This window comes from Sutcliffiella deserti (assembly GCF_020037475.1).
Taxonomy (GTDB): domain Bacteria; phylum Bacillota; class Bacilli; order Bacillales; family Bacillaceae_I; genus Sutcliffiella_A; species Sutcliffiella_A deserti.
This window is the reverse complement of record NZ_JAIQDB010000002.1, coordinates 353038-370657: the sequence shown is the minus strand read 5'-3', so window position 1 is coordinate 370657 and position 17620 is coordinate 353038. Positions and strand designations below refer to the sequence as shown.

19 protein-coding genes are annotated in these 17620 nt (G+C 42.5%); all 19 read right to left on the bottom strand.

Going from position 1 to position 17620, the window contains the following annotated elements:
• Positions 1 to 30: 30 nt before the first annotated feature.
• The gene (gene secA / locus K9B36_RS07050) at positions 31 to 2541 is read right to left on the bottom strand and encodes a preprotein translocase subunit SecA (RefSeq protein ID WP_223701315.1); all 2511 of its coding nucleotides are present in this window, start codon (positions 2539 to 2541) and stop codon (positions 31 to 33) included.
• A gap of 200 nt (positions 2542 to 2741) precedes the next feature.
• Complete coding sequence (hpf, locus tag K9B36_RS07045; RefSeq protein WP_223701314.1) at positions 2742 to 3296, bottom strand: ribosome hibernation-promoting factor, HPF/YfiA family; 555 nt, start codon at positions 3294 to 3296, stop codon at positions 2742 to 2744.
• A 649-nt stretch (positions 3297 to 3945) separates the two neighbouring features.
• Positions 3946 to 4332, bottom strand: coding sequence for a hypothetical protein (locus tag K9B36_RS07040; protein ID WP_223701313.1), 387 nt, complete (start codon positions 4330 to 4332; stop codon positions 3946 to 3948).
• A 9-nt stretch (positions 4333 to 4341) separates the two neighbouring features.
• On the bottom strand, positions 4342 to 4695 hold the full coding sequence (locus K9B36_RS07035) for a hypothetical protein (RefSeq protein ID WP_223701312.1): 354 nt from the start codon (positions 4693 to 4695) through the stop codon (positions 4342 to 4344).
• Positions 4695 to 5096 carry a flagellar export chaperone FliS gene (fliS, locus tag K9B36_RS07030; RefSeq protein WP_223701311.1) on the bottom strand — a complete coding sequence of 134 codons (402 nt, stop codon included), beginning with the start codon at positions 5094 to 5096 and terminating at the stop codon, positions 4695 to 4697. The genes K9B36_RS07035 and fliS overlap by 1 nt, the downstream gene beginning before the upstream one ends.
• Before the next feature lie 25 nt (positions 5097 to 5121).
• On the bottom strand, positions 5122 to 6909 hold the full coding sequence (gene fliD / locus K9B36_RS07025; RefSeq protein ID WP_223701310.1) for a flagellar filament capping protein FliD: 1788 nt from the start codon (positions 6907 to 6909) through the stop codon (positions 5122 to 5124).
• Between the two features lie 12 nt (positions 6910 to 6921).
• Complete coding sequence (gene flaG, locus K9B36_RS07020) at positions 6922 to 7266, bottom strand: flagellar protein FlaG (protein ID WP_223701309.1); 345 nt, start codon at positions 7264 to 7266, stop codon at positions 6922 to 6924.
• A gap of 604 nt (positions 7267 to 7870) precedes the next feature.
• Entirely contained in the window at positions 7871 to 8701 is an 831-nt protein-coding gene (gene hag, locus K9B36_RS07015) for a flagellin Hag (RefSeq protein WP_223701308.1), read from the bottom strand.
• 172 nt (positions 8702 to 8873) lie between these two features.
• Entirely contained in the window at positions 8874 to 9101 is a 228-nt protein-coding gene (gene csrA / locus K9B36_RS07010; protein ID WP_223701307.1) for a carbon storage regulator CsrA, read from the bottom strand.
• Between the two features lie 15 nt (positions 9102 to 9116).
• Complete coding sequence (gene fliW, locus K9B36_RS07005) at positions 9117 to 9554, bottom strand: flagellar assembly protein FliW (protein ID WP_223701306.1); 438 nt, start codon at positions 9552 to 9554, stop codon at positions 9117 to 9119.
• Between the two features lie 12 nt (positions 9555 to 9566).
• Positions 9567 to 10160 (bottom strand): DUF6470 family protein, encoded by a 594-nt coding sequence (locus K9B36_RS07000; RefSeq protein WP_223701305.1) that lies wholly within the window; start codon positions 10158 to 10160, stop codon positions 9567 to 9569.
• A 170-nt stretch (positions 10161 to 10330) separates the two neighbouring features.
• Positions 10331 to 11209, bottom strand: coding sequence for a flagellar hook-associated protein FlgL (gene flgL, locus K9B36_RS06995; RefSeq protein ID WP_223701304.1), 879 nt, complete (start codon positions 11207 to 11209; stop codon positions 10331 to 10333).
• A 10-nt stretch (positions 11210 to 11219) separates the two neighbouring features.
• The gene (gene flgK, locus K9B36_RS06990; protein ID WP_223701303.1) at positions 11220 to 13082 is read right to left on the bottom strand and encodes a flagellar hook-associated protein FlgK; all 1863 of its coding nucleotides are present in this window, start codon (positions 13080 to 13082) and stop codon (positions 11220 to 11222) included.
• Between the two features lie 12 nt (positions 13083 to 13094).
• The gene (gene flgN / locus K9B36_RS06985; protein WP_223701302.1) at positions 13095 to 13559 is read right to left on the bottom strand and encodes a flagellar export chaperone FlgN; all 465 of its coding nucleotides are present in this window, start codon (positions 13557 to 13559) and stop codon (positions 13095 to 13097) included.
• Between the two features lie 9 nt (positions 13560 to 13568).
• The gene (flgM, locus tag K9B36_RS06980) at positions 13569 to 13829 is read right to left on the bottom strand and encodes a flagellar biosynthesis anti-sigma factor FlgM (RefSeq protein WP_223701301.1); all 261 of its coding nucleotides are present in this window, start codon (positions 13827 to 13829) and stop codon (positions 13569 to 13571) included.
• A 61-nt stretch (positions 13830 to 13890) separates the two neighbouring features.
• Positions 13891 to 14307, bottom strand: a complete 417-nt coding sequence (locus tag K9B36_RS06975) for a TIGR03826 family flagellar region protein (protein WP_223701300.1) — start codon at positions 14305 to 14307, stop codon at positions 13891 to 13893.
• A 59-nt stretch (positions 14308 to 14366) separates the two neighbouring features.
• A complete protein-coding gene (locus tag K9B36_RS06970; RefSeq protein WP_223701299.1) occupies positions 14367 to 15080 on the bottom strand; it encodes a ComF family protein in 714 nt (237 codons plus the stop codon).
• A complete protein-coding gene (locus K9B36_RS06965) occupies positions 15073 to 16206 on the bottom strand; it encodes a DEAD/DEAH box helicase (protein ID WP_223701298.1) in 1134 nt (377 codons plus the stop codon). Before K9B36_RS06965 ends, K9B36_RS06970 begins: the two co-directional genes overlap by 8 nt.
• A 281-nt stretch (positions 16207 to 16487) precedes the next feature.
• Positions 16488 to 17459, bottom strand: coding sequence for a nuclease-related domain-containing protein (locus tag K9B36_RS06960; RefSeq protein ID WP_223701297.1), 972 nt, complete (start codon positions 17457 to 17459; stop codon positions 16488 to 16490).
• Positions 17460 to 17620 lie beyond the last annotated feature (161 nt).

Here is a 17620-nt window from a genome sequence, read left to right as displayed (position 1 = left end):
TAGCTCCACTTTTTGGAAAGATGCGGTCACTTACTTACCGCAGCAATTTTTATATTTTTTTCCGCTGCCGCAAATGCATGCATCGTTACGACCGATTTCCATTACCTTTTTGACCGGTTTTTTCTTTGGTGGCTCGCCGCCGCTTTCTTTTGGTACAACCGCTTGACCTTTTGCCACTTCTTCACGCTGCAGGTTACTGCGGATTTGCGCTTTCATCACATATTTCGCCACGTCATCTTCAATGGCACCAATCATTGTCTCAAACATTGCAAACCCTTCAAACTGGTATTCACGAAGCGGATCAATTTGACCGTATGCACGTAAATGAATTCCTTGACGCAACTGATCCATTGCATCAATGTGATCCATCCACTTGCTATCCACTGCCCGTAGTACCACAACTTTTTCAAATTCTCGCATCTGTTCGGTTGAAAGCTCTTGTTCTTTTTCATCATAACGCGCTTTGACCTTTTCTAAAATAACCTCAGACATTTCTTCCGGCTCTTTTCCACGTAAATCATTCAACGTGATAGCACCTTCGTCAAGCAGGTTCGCTTCAACGTGGTCCAAGATTCCTTGAAGATTCCATTCCTCTGGAAGATCCTCTTTTGGCGTGTAAAGTCCGACGGTACGCTCAACAGAAGAGGTTAGCATTCTTTCTACCACTTCACGCAGATTTTCTGAGTCCAGTACTTCAAAACGCTGAGTATAAATAACTTCACGTTGTTGGCGAAGCACATCATCATATTGCAGAAGCTGTTTACGTGCATCAAAGTTATTACCCTCCACACGTTTCTGTGCAGATTCTACAGCACGGGAGACCATTTTGCTCTGGATTGGCTGCGTATCATCCATTCCAAGACGCTCCATCATTGTTTTCATGTTGTCTGAGCCAAAACGGCGCATCAGTTCATCTTCCATACTAAGATAAAATTGAGTTACCCCTGGGTCTCCTTGACGACCGGAACGTCCACGAAGCTGGTTATCGATACGGCGCGATTCATGACGTTCTGTACCGATAACAGCAAGTCCGCCAGCCTCGATCACACCTTCACCAAGCTTGATATCTGTACCACGACCAGCCATGTTAGTCGCAATCGTTACGGCACCCTTTTGACCTGCATCAAGAATGATTTGTGCTTCACGACCATGGTTTTTCGCATTCAAGACATTATGTTTAATGCCTCGTTTGGTAAGCAGTCGTGAAATAACTTCTGATGTTTCAATGGCAACCGTACCAACAAGTACTGGCTGTCCATTTTTGTTTCGCTCTGCAATGTCGTCTGCTACCGCATTAAACTTGCCTTCAATGCTTTTATAAATAAGATCTGCACGATCATCACGAACGATTTCTCTATTGGTTGGAATCGCAATAACATTCATATTATAGATGTTACGGAATTCCTCTTCCTCCGTTTTCGCCGTACCCGTCATCCCGGATAGCTTTTCATACATACGGAAATAGTTCTGGAACGTAATCGTTGCAAGGGTCATGCTTTCGTTTTGAATATCCAAGCCTTCTTTTGCTTCAATTGCTTGGTGTAGACCGTCGGAGTAGCGGCGTCCTTTCATCAGACGTCCTGTGAATTGGTCAACAATTACCACTTCGCCATCCTGAACCACATAGTCCACATCATGCTGCATCGTCACATGCGCTTTTAACGCCTGGTTAATGTGATGGTTTAAGGCTACATGAGAGATATCAAAAAGGTTCTCAATGCCAAAAGCCTTCTCAGACTTTGTGATTCCGTCCTCTGTTAATTGCACACCTTTAGTTTTCACATCATACGTATAATCGGTATCTCGAATCAGTGTACGAGCAAAGGCATTCGCCTGAATGTACAAGGCCGCTGACTTCTGAGCACTACCAGAAATGATAAGCGGTGTACGCGCCTCATCTATTAAAATCGAATCCACTTCATCTATTACTGCAAAATATAGCGGTCGCTGTGTCATTTGCTCTTTGTATAGCACCATGTTGTCACGCAGATAATCAAAGCCGAATTCATTATTAGTACCATATGTAATGTCCGCTTTATATGCTTCGATTTTCTCTTCACGAGAAAGACCATTCAAGTTCAATCCAACCGTTAGTCCAAGAAACTCATAAAGCTCGCCCATTTCCGTTGCATCACGGCTTGCCAGGTATTCATTGACCGTAACAACGTGAACGCCTTTGCCTGTAATGGCATTAAGATAGACAGGAAGCGTGGAGGTCAAGGTTTTACCTTCCCCCGTTTTCATCTCAGAAATATTCCCTTCATGTAAGGAAATACCCCCCATTAACTGAACTTTATAAGGATAAAGTCCTAACACACGCTTAGCCGCTTCACGAACCACAGCAAATGCTTCCATCAACATATCGTCCAAGCTTTCACCATTCTGATAACGGGCTTGAAACTCTGATGTTTTCGCGCGCAACTGCTCATCCGTCAGCTTCGCAACATCCCCACTAAGGGAGTCTATTTGATCCGCCATTTTATCCAAACGCTTTAATTGACGCTTATTCATATCAAACACTTTATTTAACAAACCAAGCATAGATAAACGCTCCTCTGTACCTATAGTCTAATATCCCATAATAATATATAAATTTTAACACTTATTGGGGGAAGGTACAACATATAGCGGTATATGGGGCAGGAGGATTTTTTTAAGGAGAAATGGACCCAGGACTGTTTCGTGGTCAATTAAAAGCGCAAGCAACAAAAAGAGGACCCAGCATCAGGTCCCCTTACCGATCAATAAGATTCAATTAAACCGTATTTTCCATCGTTACGCTTATACACTACATTCGTTTCACTTGTCGCTGCATTTAGGAAAACAAAGAAGTTATGACCTAAAAGGTTCATCTGAAGAATCGCTTCTTCACTGTCCATCGGCTTTAGGTTATAGCGCTTTGTTCGTACCAAGTCCTCTGCATCCTCATCCTCGTCCATATGCATTGGCGGGTCATTATCAATCACTTCGTTAAATAAGTATTTTGGTGAGCCGGTATCTCGTAGTTTTCGGTTCACTTTTGTTTTATGTTTTCTAATTTGACGTTCCAATTTATCTACGACAAGATCAATTGCTGCATATAGGTCATCGTGCGTTTCCTCTGCACGTAAAACCAGGCCTGTCATCGGAATCGTCACTTCAATTTTTTGTTGGTTGTTGTAGACTTTCAAGTTCACTTTGCTCTCTGCATTATCAGTGGAGTCAAAATAGCGTTCAATCTTACCGATCTTACTTTCGACGTAATCTCGGATTGCTGGAGTTACCTCAATGTTTTCACCGCGTACGTTGTACTTCATAAACGAACTCCTCCTTTTGTTACTGTTTGAAATGTTACCATTCAAACAATTGTCTACATTCCCCTCCTGATTTTAGGAAGGTTAAGCTTATATTAAAGCTATGTAAACATATTTCTACAATACCCTACACTTTTCCTGCCTAAACGTAAATCAAATGTTAAATATTTGTGAACCCCTATTCTGATAGGCTTTCCACAGTTAGTGAAACATGTATATGCACAACTATCGAAGAACTTTCTTAAAAAATTGTTTTCGCATAAATTGTTGCTTTTGCGTAAGTTGATATAACTTGGTACAAGGGTTGCTGTAATTGCGATATAAACACCGCTGTTGATTTCCGCAAAAGGCTACGCGTCCACGGGGCGGTGCTGGAGCCTCCTCGGCTGCTCCTGCGGGGTCTCCAGTCTACCGCTATCTCCCGTTGGAGTCTCCGCCTTTTGCTCCAATCCACAGCTAGAAGCCACCCAAAACTAAATGTTTTCAGTGGCCTTCAGTTGCGCCTCTGGGGTCTCCAGCCTACCGCTATTCCTCTTTAGAGTCTCCACCTTTTGCTCCAATCATCGCTGGAATAGCACTATTATCAACACGCAACTTTTACACAGCCTTATGAAAAGAGCTTATAAAAAAAACTCTCCGGATTTTCAGAGAGTTAATGAGCAAGCAACGGGATTAGTTGCTTTTGCATATTCTTTTTCCATTGTTCAAAAGCAGGAATCACATACGTAGCAAATACTTCTTTATCAGACACATGCTGATTTTCAAAATGTCCCAAAGTCTCCAATTCATCGATAAAACGCTCAAACTCCGCAATCGACCGGAGTGCCGCTTCCTGCTCATTGAACCAATCTACCATAAGGACATGCGTTTCAACTAACTTCGTAATCGCCTTATAGCTGTCCTGTTTCACCTGCTGGTTCACCTTGGCAGAAAGGACCTCAGCATTCTCACATAAATAAGCAAAAGCCTCCTCCAAAGAATCCAACAGACCATTATATTGTTTTAGTACCATAAATTCTTCTTCCTTCAATTGCAACACCTTAAACACCTAATTCCTTTTGTCATAATACATTCCATCAACCGAAACACCAGCATAAGCTTGTCCATAAGCCTTCGCCGTTTTCTTCGATTGCTGGATATGACTCCATTCCTGTTTCATCTTCCTTTGGTAAGCCTCTAGTTTACCAGAAATAGCCTGGCTTGCAACCGCCACCTTTTTCCCAAGCTCCATCTCATCCTCGGAAAAAGGCGGAGACAGCTTGCTCAGCAAAGAGTCCCTGATTTGCAGAACCTTATCAATCTCTTCAATGAAAGTATCACGCTTCTCCTCTGCAGGAAGCTCGCTATTCAGTAAAGCCAAAAGATGATTTGTTACACGTTCCAAATCCGCTACAACAGGCATTATGCTTGTCCACCTTGTGCAAACGACTGCTGGCGGTTTGTTTGGATGACCTGCTTCCAGGTGTCGCGGAACTCGGTCATGAGAGCTTCAACTTCCACTACAATCTCGGTATCATTTTTAAGATTCGCATCAATCAGGCGGCGGTTCATGTAATCATACATCGCCATCATCGACTTTCCTACTTCTTGACTTGTATCCAAGGTTACCATCAATTCCTGGATGATTTTTTGCGCCTTGATTAGATTAGTATTTTTAAGCTCCAGATTCTTCTCTTCGATCCCCTTCTTGGCTAACCTCATAAATTTCAAGCAGCCGTTATAAAGCATAAGGGTTAGTTCCCCAGGGGAGGCTGTAGAAACGGAATTTTGTTGGTATGCTTGGTATGGGTTGTTGATTGCCATGTTAAAACACTCCTTTTACTTTCGATCACCCGTTGTTATAGAATTGACTCATTAATTGCATGGATTGATTATTTGATACGTTGATGGCTTTTTCCATGGCGGTGAATTGGCGCCAGTAGCGGTCTTCTTTTTGTTGTAGGCGCATTTCGAAAGTGGAAATACGTCGATCCACTTCTCCTAGCTCACGCCCCAAAGTAAATTGTTGGTTTGTCCTCATCGTATTCCCAGCTCTGGACTCTATTTGTTTGATGGTAGTCCCTACAGATTCTCTTAGTCTTCTAGCAAGTCCTTGAGAGGATTGATCTGTACCATTCGCTGTGAATAGTTCCATAACAGATGCGGAGTCCTTGGTAATCGCTTCACGCAACTTAGTTTCATTTATAATAAGCTTTCCTTTTTCTAAGTAGTTAGGACTTGTCGAAATCCCAATCTGAGCTAGTTGGTTAAAAGCTCCTGTTGCACCAGAGAGTGGCTCATAAAAGTTAGCCCTTAGCTTACTAAGACCTGAAGAGAGAATCGAATCATTTCGAAGTAATCCGCTTCTAGCCTTTTCTTCCCATTGCTCGATCTGCTTTTCAGAAAGCGAGTCTCTGTCTTCGTTTGTTAAGGGTTTATAATCACGGTAAACAGCTTCCGAGGTTTTTCCATTTATTTTTTCGATGAGCTCATTATATTTTTCAATGTAATTTTTTACTGCATTAAAAGTTTTATCTGTGTCATTATTGATGGTAACTACAGCAGATTCTCCAACCATGTATTCATTCAAGGTAAAGGTTACTCCATTGATTGAAAAAGTATTGGAGTCTCGAGTCGTCGTTACTCCGTTAATCGTCACTTGAGCCGGATCGCCACCCTGTTCATTAGCCTCATCCAACCCTAATACACTTGTTAAAAATAAACCTTCAAATGTGATTTCTGAAGTTGCCGTAGCCTCTTTAAAAGTACCAGCCTCTTTTTTCGTGACTATAAACGTGTTGGATGGTTCGTCAAAAAAGGCTGTTACTCCTAGATTGGAAGTGTTGATTTTTGAAATTACTCCATCCATCGATTCAGTCCCATCAAAACTAAACACCTGGTTCACAGCTGTTCCCTGCTGATTGTAGATAGTCATAGAAAAATCCAAAGCAAAATGATTGTAGTCAAAACCTTTCACTGTACTACCTGCTATAAGAGTCTCACTGAAAGTGAGTTTCCCTGTATTTTCGTCTAAGAAAACCTGATTTGCTTGTAGATCAGCTTCAGAAGTAGTGATAACAGAAAAAGTTTTGTCTACTCCGCCTATATCTACAACAACTTCCGTTAGACTATTTGCATCAACAGCACCCTTTGCTAGCTTCATAGATGTTGTGTCACTTGCAAGTGTTACATCCGATTGAGTAACTGTTTTAGTTGTCCACATATTATCCAGAGCGTCACCGCTATTAAAAACATTTCTTTGTTCCCAAATTCCTTTAGTAGCGTCTAAAGTTTCTCCTGCTTTCACAAAACCTGAAGAAGAATTCGACGCTGCAGTTGCCACGGTCACATCCGATATCGTGTAGGTTGCATTTGCCGCAGTGGATGAAGCCATTGCAGAAACCTTCGTACTACTTGAGGTAACCTGTTTTTGAGAATACGTTCTTTGCATAGTCATATCAAAAGAAAGATTTCGAAAGTCTGTTAAAAGCTTATTTAACTCTCGATAATCGTCCCGTTTCCATTCAAGTAGCTGCTTCTTCTGAGATAACTTATTCATTGGGATACGTTCTGCCTTCATCAAGTCACTAACCATTTGATCGATATCCATTCCACTTGCAAAACCACTAACTCTCATTCTATTCACCACCTATATCTTTTTATCAACAAATAGCCCCATATACTCAGTCATTGCAGCATACATGTCTAGGAATTTTTTAGAAGGAATCTCGCGGATTACTTCATCTGTTGCCACATCTACCACTTTAACGTAGTATTCTTTTAACTTATCATGAAGCTCGAACCGAACTGACACATTCATTGGAGTTAGAAAATCATTCATGCCTTCTACAATTTTCTCCATTTGAGCGAGGCTATGCTCAGGATGATTCTTCTTCGTTTCCTGTAACGAATTATCCACTTTATGTGAAATTGTTTTTTGACCTTGTAATCTGGTTGTATTGTCTACGTTGTTACCAACTTGGGATATGTTCATTTAGGTACCCTCCGACAAAATCTATATTCTATTTTTATTATCGGATGAAGAGAGGGAATATGAAGAGTGTTTTTAAAGTAGTGGATTAAATTTATAATTGAATCTCCTGTTGGATACAATTTATATTCTTGTTTGTTATTAGTCTTAGTAGTTCTTTCTTCTGCTAGATATATTAACTATTATTAATTAAAGAAAAAGAGACCCTAGAATACCTAGAGCCTCTCTAAAGAAAAAATTAACGAAGAAGTTGTAATACTCCTTGTGGTTGTTGGTTCGCTTGCTTTGCGACTATGTCTTTCGATCATAGAATAGACTATATCTTCATCCTATACTATAGGAGCTGGGCACTTCGAACAGTTAAACTGCCCTACGGATTTCATTGTCGTAGCTTACACCTTAGACTGTCTATCCTAGTCGTTGAACCTTCTCCATCCTTTCGGAACAGGAGCTTGGCTGCTGATTATCCATTGTTACATCTTCCTCATTTTCAGACCTTTACGTAGACCGTTTCCAGTTCCGCTGTGGTTGAGAAAGCTTTAGGGAGTTCCAGCAATTCACCCAGTTATACTCTAGCTCGTTACCAAACTAGACGCCCTTTTCATCATTATCTCAATAGTTGTAAAACTCCTTGAGGCATCTGATTAGATTGAGCCAACATTGCTTGCGCTGCTTGAGAAAGAATAGAGTTCTTTGTTTGAGTCATCATTTCTTTTGCCATGTCTACGTCACGGATACGAGATTCTGCAGCAGTAAGGTTTTCTGAAGAAGTAGATAAGTTATTGATAGTGTGTTCCAAACGGTTTTGGTTTGCACCTAAATAGGATCGTGTATCAGACACAGTTTGGATTGCAGCATCAACTTTAGCTAGTTCAGCATCAAAACCTGCAGTATCAGTAATTGCAGTTATATCTAAATCATTTACCGTTAAAGCCGTTGAATCCATATCTGCAAGTGTTATAGTTAATTGTTGATCTCCATTCGCACCAATTTGAAATCTTAATGGTACTGTAGTAGCTTCACCATCTAATAATTTTTTCCCATTAAATTCTGTTCTATCAGAGATACCATCAATTTCAAGAATTAATTCATCAAGTTCATCCTGTATAGCGGTTAAATCAGTATCTTGTTGAGTTCCAGCATTTCCTGCTTGAACAGTTAATTCACGCATTCTTTGCAAAATTGAATGTGTTTCATTAAGTGCACCTTCCGCTGTTTGAATCAAAGAAGTTGCATCCTGAGCATTCTTAGAAGCCATATCCAACCCACGAATTTGGCCACGCATTTTTTCAGAAATAGCTAGACCTGCTGCATCGTCCGCAGCGTTGTTAATACGAAGACCAGAAGATAACTTCTCCATTGATTTTGATTGTGCATTTGTTGCACTACCTAATTGACGGTGCGTGTTCAACGCAGCAATATTGTGATTAATTCTCATTTTAATTTTCCTCCTTGAGTTGTCACCGATTGCACATCCTTGTGTCATCGGTACTTATATTTACAAATAGCTCAAAAGTCGGCCGCCTTTTGATTTTATTTGCTTACATGTTTTATATCGACCGGACTCGACAACTGTTTATAGGTTCAAAGAGAATTTTTTACAAACTGAATTATTTTTTTAGTTGATTGCTCAAAGCCTGCAAAAGATCAAGAGAGGAGTGGGAAGCTGCGCTGTTTTCCTCTTGGATGGAAATATATATTTCTTTCCTATGAATCTCAATATGCTTGGGAGCTTGAATGCCGAGCCTCACTTGATCGCCACTGACTCCAATGACAGTAATCTCAATATCGTCACCAATTTTGATGGCTTCGTCTTTTTTACGTGTTAATACTAGCATGCGGTCTCCTCCTCTCTATTTTGCTACTGCTTCCGGAAACAAATTGTGCTTTGTTTGATAAGAGGTGCCTGTCAGAATCACTTGCTTTCCGAGCTTCTTTTTCGCATTCATCACTACTGGGGCCTGTAGATTAGCAGTAGTCAGTTGGAATGGGTCTGCCATCGTCAGAACCGTATAGACCAACACATCTTCAGGTGAATCCAGCTCCAAAACATCCACTGCCTGGTTCTCCAGGTTAAAATCATAATCTGGGTAGAACGTGAATGGATTAGTCATCACAAATCCTAGCTCCGGTGTCTGCACCGACTGCAAAATAAAAAACATCCCCTCCTCCGTAAAAGGGATAATTGCGAACTCTTTCTCCTCTACAAAACCGGGCAAGCCATTCGGAAACCTTACCACTTCTTCTTCCTGCACCTCTATCAATCCATGATACTTCGTCTCTATTTTCATCGTTTCACAACCTTATATTTTTTGTTCGTAGCCCCCTGTGCCGACATGGCGCAGGTTCTCAAAATCTATTTGCAGTGATGGATGGTTGGCCAAGTTAACCTGAGCGGAACCTGGTGTGTACTCATGGACCGGTTTGTTTACCTTAGCATCAATAACTGGCTTCCGTTCCTGAACTTGAATATCGACGCTTCCAGGCTCATAATCAATTTTCACACTAAAATGCGATGGAATCCAGCCGATATTGAATTCTTTTGGCGGACCTTCACTGTTTCGCTTTGCCTGACGCGAAATTGCCCCGCCGCCATTTTCAATCCGCATCATTTCATTGCCGTCCTGCGCGACACGTGCAAGTCCTGCCAACCAATCCTGATGACCAAGCTGCGCCGCTTCCTCAATCCTTCTGCCAACACTCTTCAAATCCATATCCTCTCTTGCCTGTGTCTGATCAATCGTTAGCCGTGAAGGAGTCCGTCGCATCGTCAACTCCGCCTTTGGTTGCTCAATGCTGAGTTCAGCTTTTGGCTGCTCAATTTGCTGAACCGGCTTCTGTATCTGCACTTCGGTCTGCGCAAACGTAGACTGCAATCGTATCTGAGGGAATAGCATCTTCTCATCCACTCCTTATTAAAAGCATTATGAAATACGTTATCCTAGCTGGTAATTGGAGCCCCCTCGGAAAGCGAAGCCTGTCAAGGATATCAACAGCGATTTAACCCTTTTCCTAAAAATAAAAACTGCCCCAAAGCCCGTCATAAGACAGCTCCAAGACAGCTCTTTTAGCGTAAAAAGTCCATTAAAGATGGCTGAATAATCCGCGCTCCCACTCCAAGCGAAGCACGATGCACACTTTCCTGGCTTGTCAGCTCCGTAATTACTTTTTCAATATCGGCGTCTTCGTTATCAGAAAGAATACGTGTTGCCACGACCTCCTGGTAGCCGATGCGATTGTCGACCATTTCTAAACGGTTGTATCTTGCACCCAATTCAGAACGCTCTGCCGATATAGCATCTGTTTGTTTGTCAAAGCGGCCCATCAATTCTTTTAAGCTATCCATGTCACTCGTTTCAAGTGCAGTTTGAATCCCGTTCCAGACTTCAATCATTTCTTTGTTAAAAACATTATCGGCATTGATATTAGCCTGCAGTTTGATCCCTTTTGAAACCTCAATTTCAAATGGAGAATTTTCTGTACTAACGGATTCCGGGTTACTTGGATCGGTAATTCTTGGCTTATCAATTGCTGTTCCATTAAAAATATAGCGCCCGGCAACCTGTGTATTGGAGACTTGTACAAAATCTTCCTTCAGTTGTTCGATTTCTACTGCGATAGCTTTGCGATCTTCGGGAGAGAGTGTATCGTTGGTTCCTTGGACCATTAACTCACGTCCCCTGTGCATTACACTCTGCACATGATCAAGTGCTGCTTCAGAGTTTTCCATCCAGGCATAGGATTCACTTAGGTTTCTTTTATACTGTTGAAGCTCTGTCAGGTTGGTCCGATAGAACATCCCTTTCATCGCAACAACAGGGTCGTCTGATGGTCTGGAAATTTTCTTCCCGGTGGAAAGCTGTTCCATGAGTTTGCCCATTTTACCGTAGCTACTACTCAATTGGCGCATTGAATTTTGGCTTAACATACTTTGCGTTACTCGCATTTATTTTCCCCTACCTTCCGCCTATTCCCATGCCGTTAATGATTTTATCTAAGAGCTCATCCGTCAAGGTAATCATTCGAGCGGAGGCATTGTAGGCATGCTGAAATTGAATCATACTGGACATTTCTTCATCTAAGGACACACCGCTTACCGATTGGCGGCGTTGATCAACGGATAGTTTTAATGTTTCACTGTTATAGGTCAGCCGGTTCGCTTCCTGTGCATCGACCGCCATTCCACCAATCACACTCTCATAATAGTCCTGGAATGTAGTGGAGACGCCATTCAGTTGAAGCGCACGGGATTTCACTTCTGCGAGAGCAACCGCATTGTTTCCGTCCCCAATCCGACCAGCAACCTCTCCTGTTCGTGGAAATTCAACCGTAATCGTATTACCGTCTGAAACGTCCTGTAAACGAACATGCTCCATATCAAACGCAACAGAAGGATTGCCATTTTCATCTACAAACTCTTCGGAAAGGGTTGTTGCCAACTCTGCCAAACTAGCAAACTCACCAGAAGTTTTCATCTCCTGCTTTGGAGATTGTGTCATGTCATAGACGGTATAGGAAAATTGCAGTGCCCCATCAGCGTCTTTTGTCGACTGAAGCGTAATAGAGACAGCGTCTTTTCCGTTATAGCCCTGAAAGTTACCTGTCGGAATGACACCCTGGTTATAGCCGGAAGCCGCGATATTATCAAGAGAACGCATGATATCCTGTGATACAGTGAAAAGCTTCGCGGCATCCTTTTTATTGTCATCGCTAATATTGGTATTAGAAAAAGAGAAAAATTCATAAGCAGTATGTTCACCGGCATTCATGCTCGATACACTCCACCCAGATTCATGCACTCTATTAATCTCTTGGGCGAATTCATAAGCAATCGTGTCTAAATGGTTCAACATATCCGGATAGATTCCCATCTCCTCAGAGCCTTTCATAAATCCAAACGAGTCAACCAAGCCTCTCAGTTTACCGGATGCCTGGAGGGAGTCGATTCCAAAGCTGTTTTCCCCAAGCTTAAACCCGTTTACAAGACCGGAACCTTCATGGTATTCCATTGCCATATCATTAGATGTTAAACGATTCGCATCAACCAATGTCCCAATCTTCCGTCCTGCATGGTCTACTAGATCAATATTCATTTTCCCATCGGCAATACTAAGCGCATTCCCGCCACTTGCTACCGGTGTTGTTTTGATATTAACAATCTGGGAAAGCTCATCAACTAGACGGTCTCGTTCATCATACAAGTCATTAGGCAAATAACCATGTGGTTCCGTTTCCCCAATCTGTTTATTAAGATTATTAATTTGCTGGGTAAGGGAATTCACTTGTTTCAGCGTGACACCCATTTCACTTTTAATGTCACCCTGGACGGAGCTTATAGAATTGGATAAATAGCTGAACGTTTCCGCTACTGCAAGGCCACGCTGTCTCACTACTGAACGTGCTCCCGCATTGGTCGGGTTTACCGCCAAATCCTGAAACGCCTGCCAGAAGCGATCCAGTGTGGTGGAAAGACCGGTATCGGACGGCTCATTCATAATCTCTTCCATTTTTTGAAGTGCATCTGCACGCGATTCCCAGTAGCCTAGCTTATTATTTTCCGCACGGTATTGAACATCCAGAAAGCTTTCGCGAACCCGCTGGATACTTCCTGCTTCCACCCCTGTTCCCATTTGTCCTGGTATTTGCGGACGGTTCATGGAGGCTGGCGGGTACGGTTCGGTTTGCGTGAAATTCACGCGTTGCCGTGTAAATCCAGGGGTATTCGCATTGGCAATATTATGCGCGACAGTTTGCAGTGCTGTTTGTTGGGTAACTAACCCGCGTCTCGCAACTTCGAGACTATGAAATGTTGAACGCATGGGGTCTTCCTCCTAAGCTTTTGAATCGAACATGGAGCGTGTCGGGGCATTGGTATTTTTCTTAACATTTGCTGACTTTTCATAGTTTATGGCATTCGGTTCTGGATTTAGCGCATTCATAGTTACTGTCACGAACTGCAGGGATTGCTGTAAAAGCAGTTGATTTAATTCGTTCTGTTGCTGAATGCTTTGAATCGTTTCGGTAAGACGTTCTTTTAGGTGATGTAACGCGACTTTTTCCTCTTCTGTTGCTTCCTCAGCCAATTCAGAGATCGTCCTACTTCCAGAAAGCTGTGCACGTTGCTTCTCCAACTGGGCGATTGCTTGTGTGTATTTCTTTTCTTCTTTTGTAAGCTCCTGCAGGTCTTCCAAACGATTGTTTTTGACGATATCTGCTTTCCGGACCGTTACTTCGTACAGATATTCGTGCAAGGTAGCCAATTTTTCAAGTGTTGATAGGATAGTTGGAATTAACATGAGCTCTCCTTACTTGTTAAAATAATAGTCAATCATCTTCGTGGCAACATTTTTCGAGTCCACTTGGTAGGTTCCATTTTCTACTGCAATCTTCAGCGATGCTACCTTTTCTTGACGAGCTTCGGCAAACTTGGATCGCTCCTGCATCTCTAATGCTTTATTGGAAATCTCGAGCTGATCTCCTTTTGCTTGATTTGTAGGCTGTATAGGATGTTTCGGTTGATTTTTATAAGGATTTATCCCAGAAGGTCCGATATTATTAATTTTCAATGTTATCCCTTCTTTCTGTTCAAGTTTTCTATCTAGTTTATCGGCAAAAAGACGATAATGTTTATTTTATTCTATTGTTTATGGAATGGTAGGTTTTTCCTTGCTTTTCTAACTCACGCTTCCGCTCTTCCTCGCGCTCTATACTCGTTAACTGCGAATGGATATCCTTTTTACAGGCTCCACAAAGTTTGTCTTCTCTTATTAATGTACCACATCGGTCGCACGGATACCCTAAATGAGGGAACTGCGCAAGCTGAATTCTTCCCTTTCGAATAAACTTTACGATAAGCGCTTCCGAAACACCAGTACCTTCCACTACCTGGTCCATTGTGGCGGTTCTATTTTGTTTTTGACGAATATATTTATAAACATTCTTATAATGATTTTCCTCTTGCTTATAGCAATTTTCACATACATCACGAAAAGCATTTTTTATGTAGATTTGTCCGCATTCAGGACAATTATCAAGCTGCGACATTGGGAAACTCTCCTTCATTCTAATCTTCTATTCTTTATATCGTTCCTTTTCCGAAAAAGTTAACTCCGAATAAGAGTAAGGGAGGAGATTTCTTTCGCCCCGGCAGCCTTAAGCCGCTTGGCAGCCATCCGAATCGTTGTTCCAGTAGTATAAATATCATCGAAGAGTACTATTTTCCTATCTTTAATGTCTTCTGGTCGTGCTACATAAAAGGTATTCTCGCCATCCACCCGGTCATAGCGCCCCTTTTTGGACTGCTTCCCCGACTCGCTTTTAGTCAAGGCCTCTACTATACTCACATTTTTGTTCAACTGCTGCGCCAATAAAACGGATTGATTGAACCCTCGCTCATATAGCCTTTTTTCACTCAACGGAATTGGTACCACCAGCAAGTCCTGAAAATGTGTTCGATATGTCTTTCTCAGCTCAGCCTGGAAAATTTCTGCAAGCACCGCATCCCCTCGAAACTTGTAAAGCGCCAACACTTCTTTCATAAAAGGATTGTAGTGATAAACAGACCTATTGCACGTTAATACCCCTTTATACTCGGTATCCTCTTCCCACTTCCAACAGTCTCTACACACTTTTTCATACCGATGCTCTGCTGCAACCTCCATCCATTCCCGACCACACCGCTGGCACACTTCTCCCTTGATCAGTTGAAACTGCACCTCACATCTATTACAAATCACCTTCTCCTGCACCATTCCTAAGAATTCCTTCCACCCAAATCGACTATCAATCGACTCGTGACATAACAGACATTTAGTCATGCAACAACCCTTCCTGCCTAGCCCGGTAATTCATTCTTCTAATATGGTCTCGCGCTCTATTCATTTCTCCCGTTTTTCCATAATGAAAGAACCGCACATCACCTCTTGAAAATTTCGCATTCCGTCCTGCCCTTCCCGAGATCTGCACCAACGCACTTTCTGTAAAAATGTCGTCTTCTGCTCCAAGCACACCCACCTGCACATTCGGCACCGTTACTCCCCGTTCCAAAATTGTCGTCGTCACCAGTATTTTCACTACCCCTTCCCGAAACCGAGCCACCTTCTCTTTTCGCTCTTTGTCCTTCGAATGCACGCCTGCCACTTGCTCTCCATAGATTTTTTGTAAAATTACAACTACCTTTTCCAATAGATTGATATCCGGTACAAAAAGGAATATTGGCCTCTTTTCATTAAAATGGTGCTGAACCCACTGAGTTACATTTACTGGAATCCTACCTTTCTCTAGTTTCGCACGCCAATTCCCGCACCACTCAAAAGTAGGCACAGGCAACGGCTTACCATGGTATCTTGCCGGAATAACCACGCTGTCCAGCTTTTTCAAACCCACATCCCGTTGCATCTCCTTTGAAGGAGTCGCTGAAAGGTAGACAATCCCCCCACCTTCTGCTCTCGCTTCATTGGCAGCATACTGTAACATCGGTTCCATCGAATAAGGAAAGGCATCCACCTCATCAATAATAATCGTATCGAATGCACGGTAATAGCGCAGCAACTGATGCGTGGTCGCAATGGTAAGAAAGGCATTTTTCGTGCGATCCTCACTTCCACCATAAAGAACCGCAATCTCCGTTTCAGGGAACACTTGCTTAAGACGCGGAGCCAATTCCAGTACAACATCAGTCCGCGGCGTAGCGATACAAACTCTGTCTCCTTTTAAAAGGGCCGTTTCAATTCCTTCGAAAAGCACCTCCGTTTTCCCTGCGCCGCAAACTGCCCAGACAAGAAGGGAATCTCGGTTCTGCACCGCTTTTACTACACGGTCTGATGCAAGCTGCTGCCCTTTTGACAGAGTCCCGCTCCACTCCAGTCGATGATGTGTTGTGTTGGTTAATTTCGGACCGCACCAGCTGATCAACGGCGTGCACTCACTCACCCGGCCCATCATAATGCACTTCCTACAATACGTGCACACTGTATTGCACATCGCACACTGAAAGCTTGCGAATAAATCCCGCTCCTTGTTCCCGCAGCGATTGCAAAAATAGTCCTTCACACCTTGGTGGAATAACAGATACCCGTTTTGGTGGTGATGTTGGATTAACTCTTTTGGGAAAGGAAGCTCATTTTGAAGAAGGCGTTTCCCGGTGAGGAAGTTGAGGAGATCTTGGGAATAGGCGGGGGATGAAATGATTGATTCTTGGTTGGTTGTGTTTAGTTGAGTTTTAGTCATGCAATGTGCCAGCCCTCTAAGTAGTAAACTCTGCTTTTACCATTTCCATCAAAATGGAGATCCATGGACTTCAGTATCCGAAGGGAGGTCATTCTTGAGTTTAGCTGAAGATATTCCATAGCCTGGCTGGTTGAAATGGCACTCCCCAGCAAGCGTTTATAATCATCGAGCGCATCGTAATGTGCCGTCTGGGAAATAAGCCCACATTCTAAACAAAGCCAATTCATCCGCTTTTTCTTCATAGGACAATGCGCGCATTCCGGGCAAATGACTCCATTTTTTTTCTCGCTTTTCTTTATCTTGAAAAAGTCTAATAGAAGAAAACTGTCTGGTGTGTGCTTTTTGACGAGGGTTCTGGCGATTTTGCGAAGCTCTTTTTCATTTAAAATGGAACTTGGGAAATTTTCATTTATCTTGCTTATTTTGTTAGGAAGATTCGTGTGGAAAGTCACTTTGTTCATGAGGGAGGAGGTGGCACTTATGAGTGTGGCGTGTTTGTTCGTTAAAACCACTTGTCCTATAACGGGAATTTTTTTGCCAAAATGGTGTTCCAGCCAATGAGTCAGCTGGTATTTATGGCGCTCCACCTGCGAAATCGGATCTCCTAACGCTTCGTATCCATCTGATGTTTTCCTTTTTAACTGGTGACATTTTTCATCAAATTCCAATTCGCCTGTTATATTTTTTGCCTCTAGAATCAAGCAATGCGAAAAAGTCAATAGCAAGGTATCCATCTGAAAATACCTATTTTTATGGTCTTCAAGCCGAAGTCCGTGAAAAATTTGATAATTATCGTGAGGAAGAAAAGTTAAATAGTAGTCTAATGCCTTTTCACCTCGGTACCCCGCCTGGAGTCTACCCGTCTCCGCCTCCAGCTGAGGGTAACTCGGATGATTAGACGGCACCCGCCTGCAACCTGCCTCACAAGTCTCCAATCTTACCGATTTTTCTCGTCGTTTTTTGATCATTTTACCACTCCTTTTGGGTTAAACTACACACACATTCTCCAAGCTGAATGTAGATTCCTGCTTTTTTGCGAAAATAGCGTTTTGGGGTGGGAAAAGTGGTATTTTGTGACGCTTCGAGTGGGGGTGGTGAGCACGGAATGTTGTTTTTGTGCTTGGTTTTT

Excerpts from the sequence above, each read along its gene's own strand:
- secA (WP_223701315.1), bottom strand. The coding sequence starts at position 2,541 with ATGCTTGGTTTGTTAAATAAAGTGTTTGATATGAATAAGCGTCAATTA.
- hpf (WP_223701314.1), bottom strand. The coding sequence starts at position 3,296 with ATGAAGTACAACGTACGCGGTGAAAACATTGAGGTAACTCCAGCAATC.
- K9B36_RS07035 (WP_223701312.1), bottom strand. The coding sequence starts at position 4,695 with ATGCCTGTTGTAGCGGATTTGGAACGTGTAACAAATCATCTTTTGGCT.
- fliS (WP_223701311.1), bottom strand. The coding sequence starts at position 5,096 with ATGGCAATCAACAACCCATACCAAGCATACCAACAAAATTCCGTTTCT.
- fliD (WP_223701310.1), bottom strand. The coding sequence starts at position 6,909 with ATGAGAGTTAGTGGTTTTGCAAGTGGAATGGATATCGATCAAATGGTT.
- flaG (WP_223701309.1), bottom strand. The coding sequence starts at position 7,266 with ATGAACATATCCCAAGTTGGTAACAACGTAGACAATACAACCAGATTA.
- hag (WP_223701308.1), bottom strand. The coding sequence starts at position 8,701 with ATGAGAATTAATCACAATATTGCTGCGTTGAACACGCACCGTCAATTA.
- csrA (WP_223701307.1), bottom strand. The coding sequence starts at position 9,101 with ATGCTAGTATTAACACGTAAAAAAGACGAAGCCATCAAAATTGGTGAC.
- fliW (WP_223701306.1), bottom strand. The coding sequence starts at position 9,554 with ATGAAAATAGAGACGAAGTATCATGGATTGATAGAGGTGCAGGAAGAA.
- K9B36_RS07000 (WP_223701305.1), bottom strand. The coding sequence starts at position 10,160 with ATGCTATTCCCTCAGATACGATTGCAGTCTACGTTTGCGCAGACCGAA.
- flgL (WP_223701304.1), bottom strand. The coding sequence starts at position 11,209 with ATGCGAGTAACGCAAAGTATGTTAAGCCAAAATTCAATGCGCCAATTG.
- flgK (WP_223701303.1), bottom strand. The coding sequence starts at position 13,082 with ATGCGTTCAACATTTCATAGTCTCGAAGTTGCGAGACGCGGGTTAGTT.
- flgN (WP_223701302.1), bottom strand. The coding sequence starts at position 13,559 with ATGTTAATTCCAACTATCCTATCAACACTTGAAAAATTGGCTACCTTG.
- K9B36_RS06975 (WP_223701300.1), bottom strand. The coding sequence starts at position 14,307 with ATGTCGCAGCTTGATAATTGTCCTGAATGCGGACAAATCTACATAAAA.
- K9B36_RS06970 (WP_223701299.1), bottom strand. The coding sequence starts at position 15,080 with ATGACTAAATGTCTGTTATGTCACGAGTCGATTGATAGTCGATTTGGG.
- K9B36_RS06965 (WP_223701298.1), bottom strand. The coding sequence starts at position 16,206 with ATGATGGGCCGGGTGAGTGAGTGCACGCCGTTGATCAGCTGGTGCGGT.
- K9B36_RS06960 (WP_223701297.1), bottom strand. The coding sequence starts at position 17,459 with ATGATCAAAAAACGACGAGAAAAATCGGTAAGATTGGAGACTTGTGAG.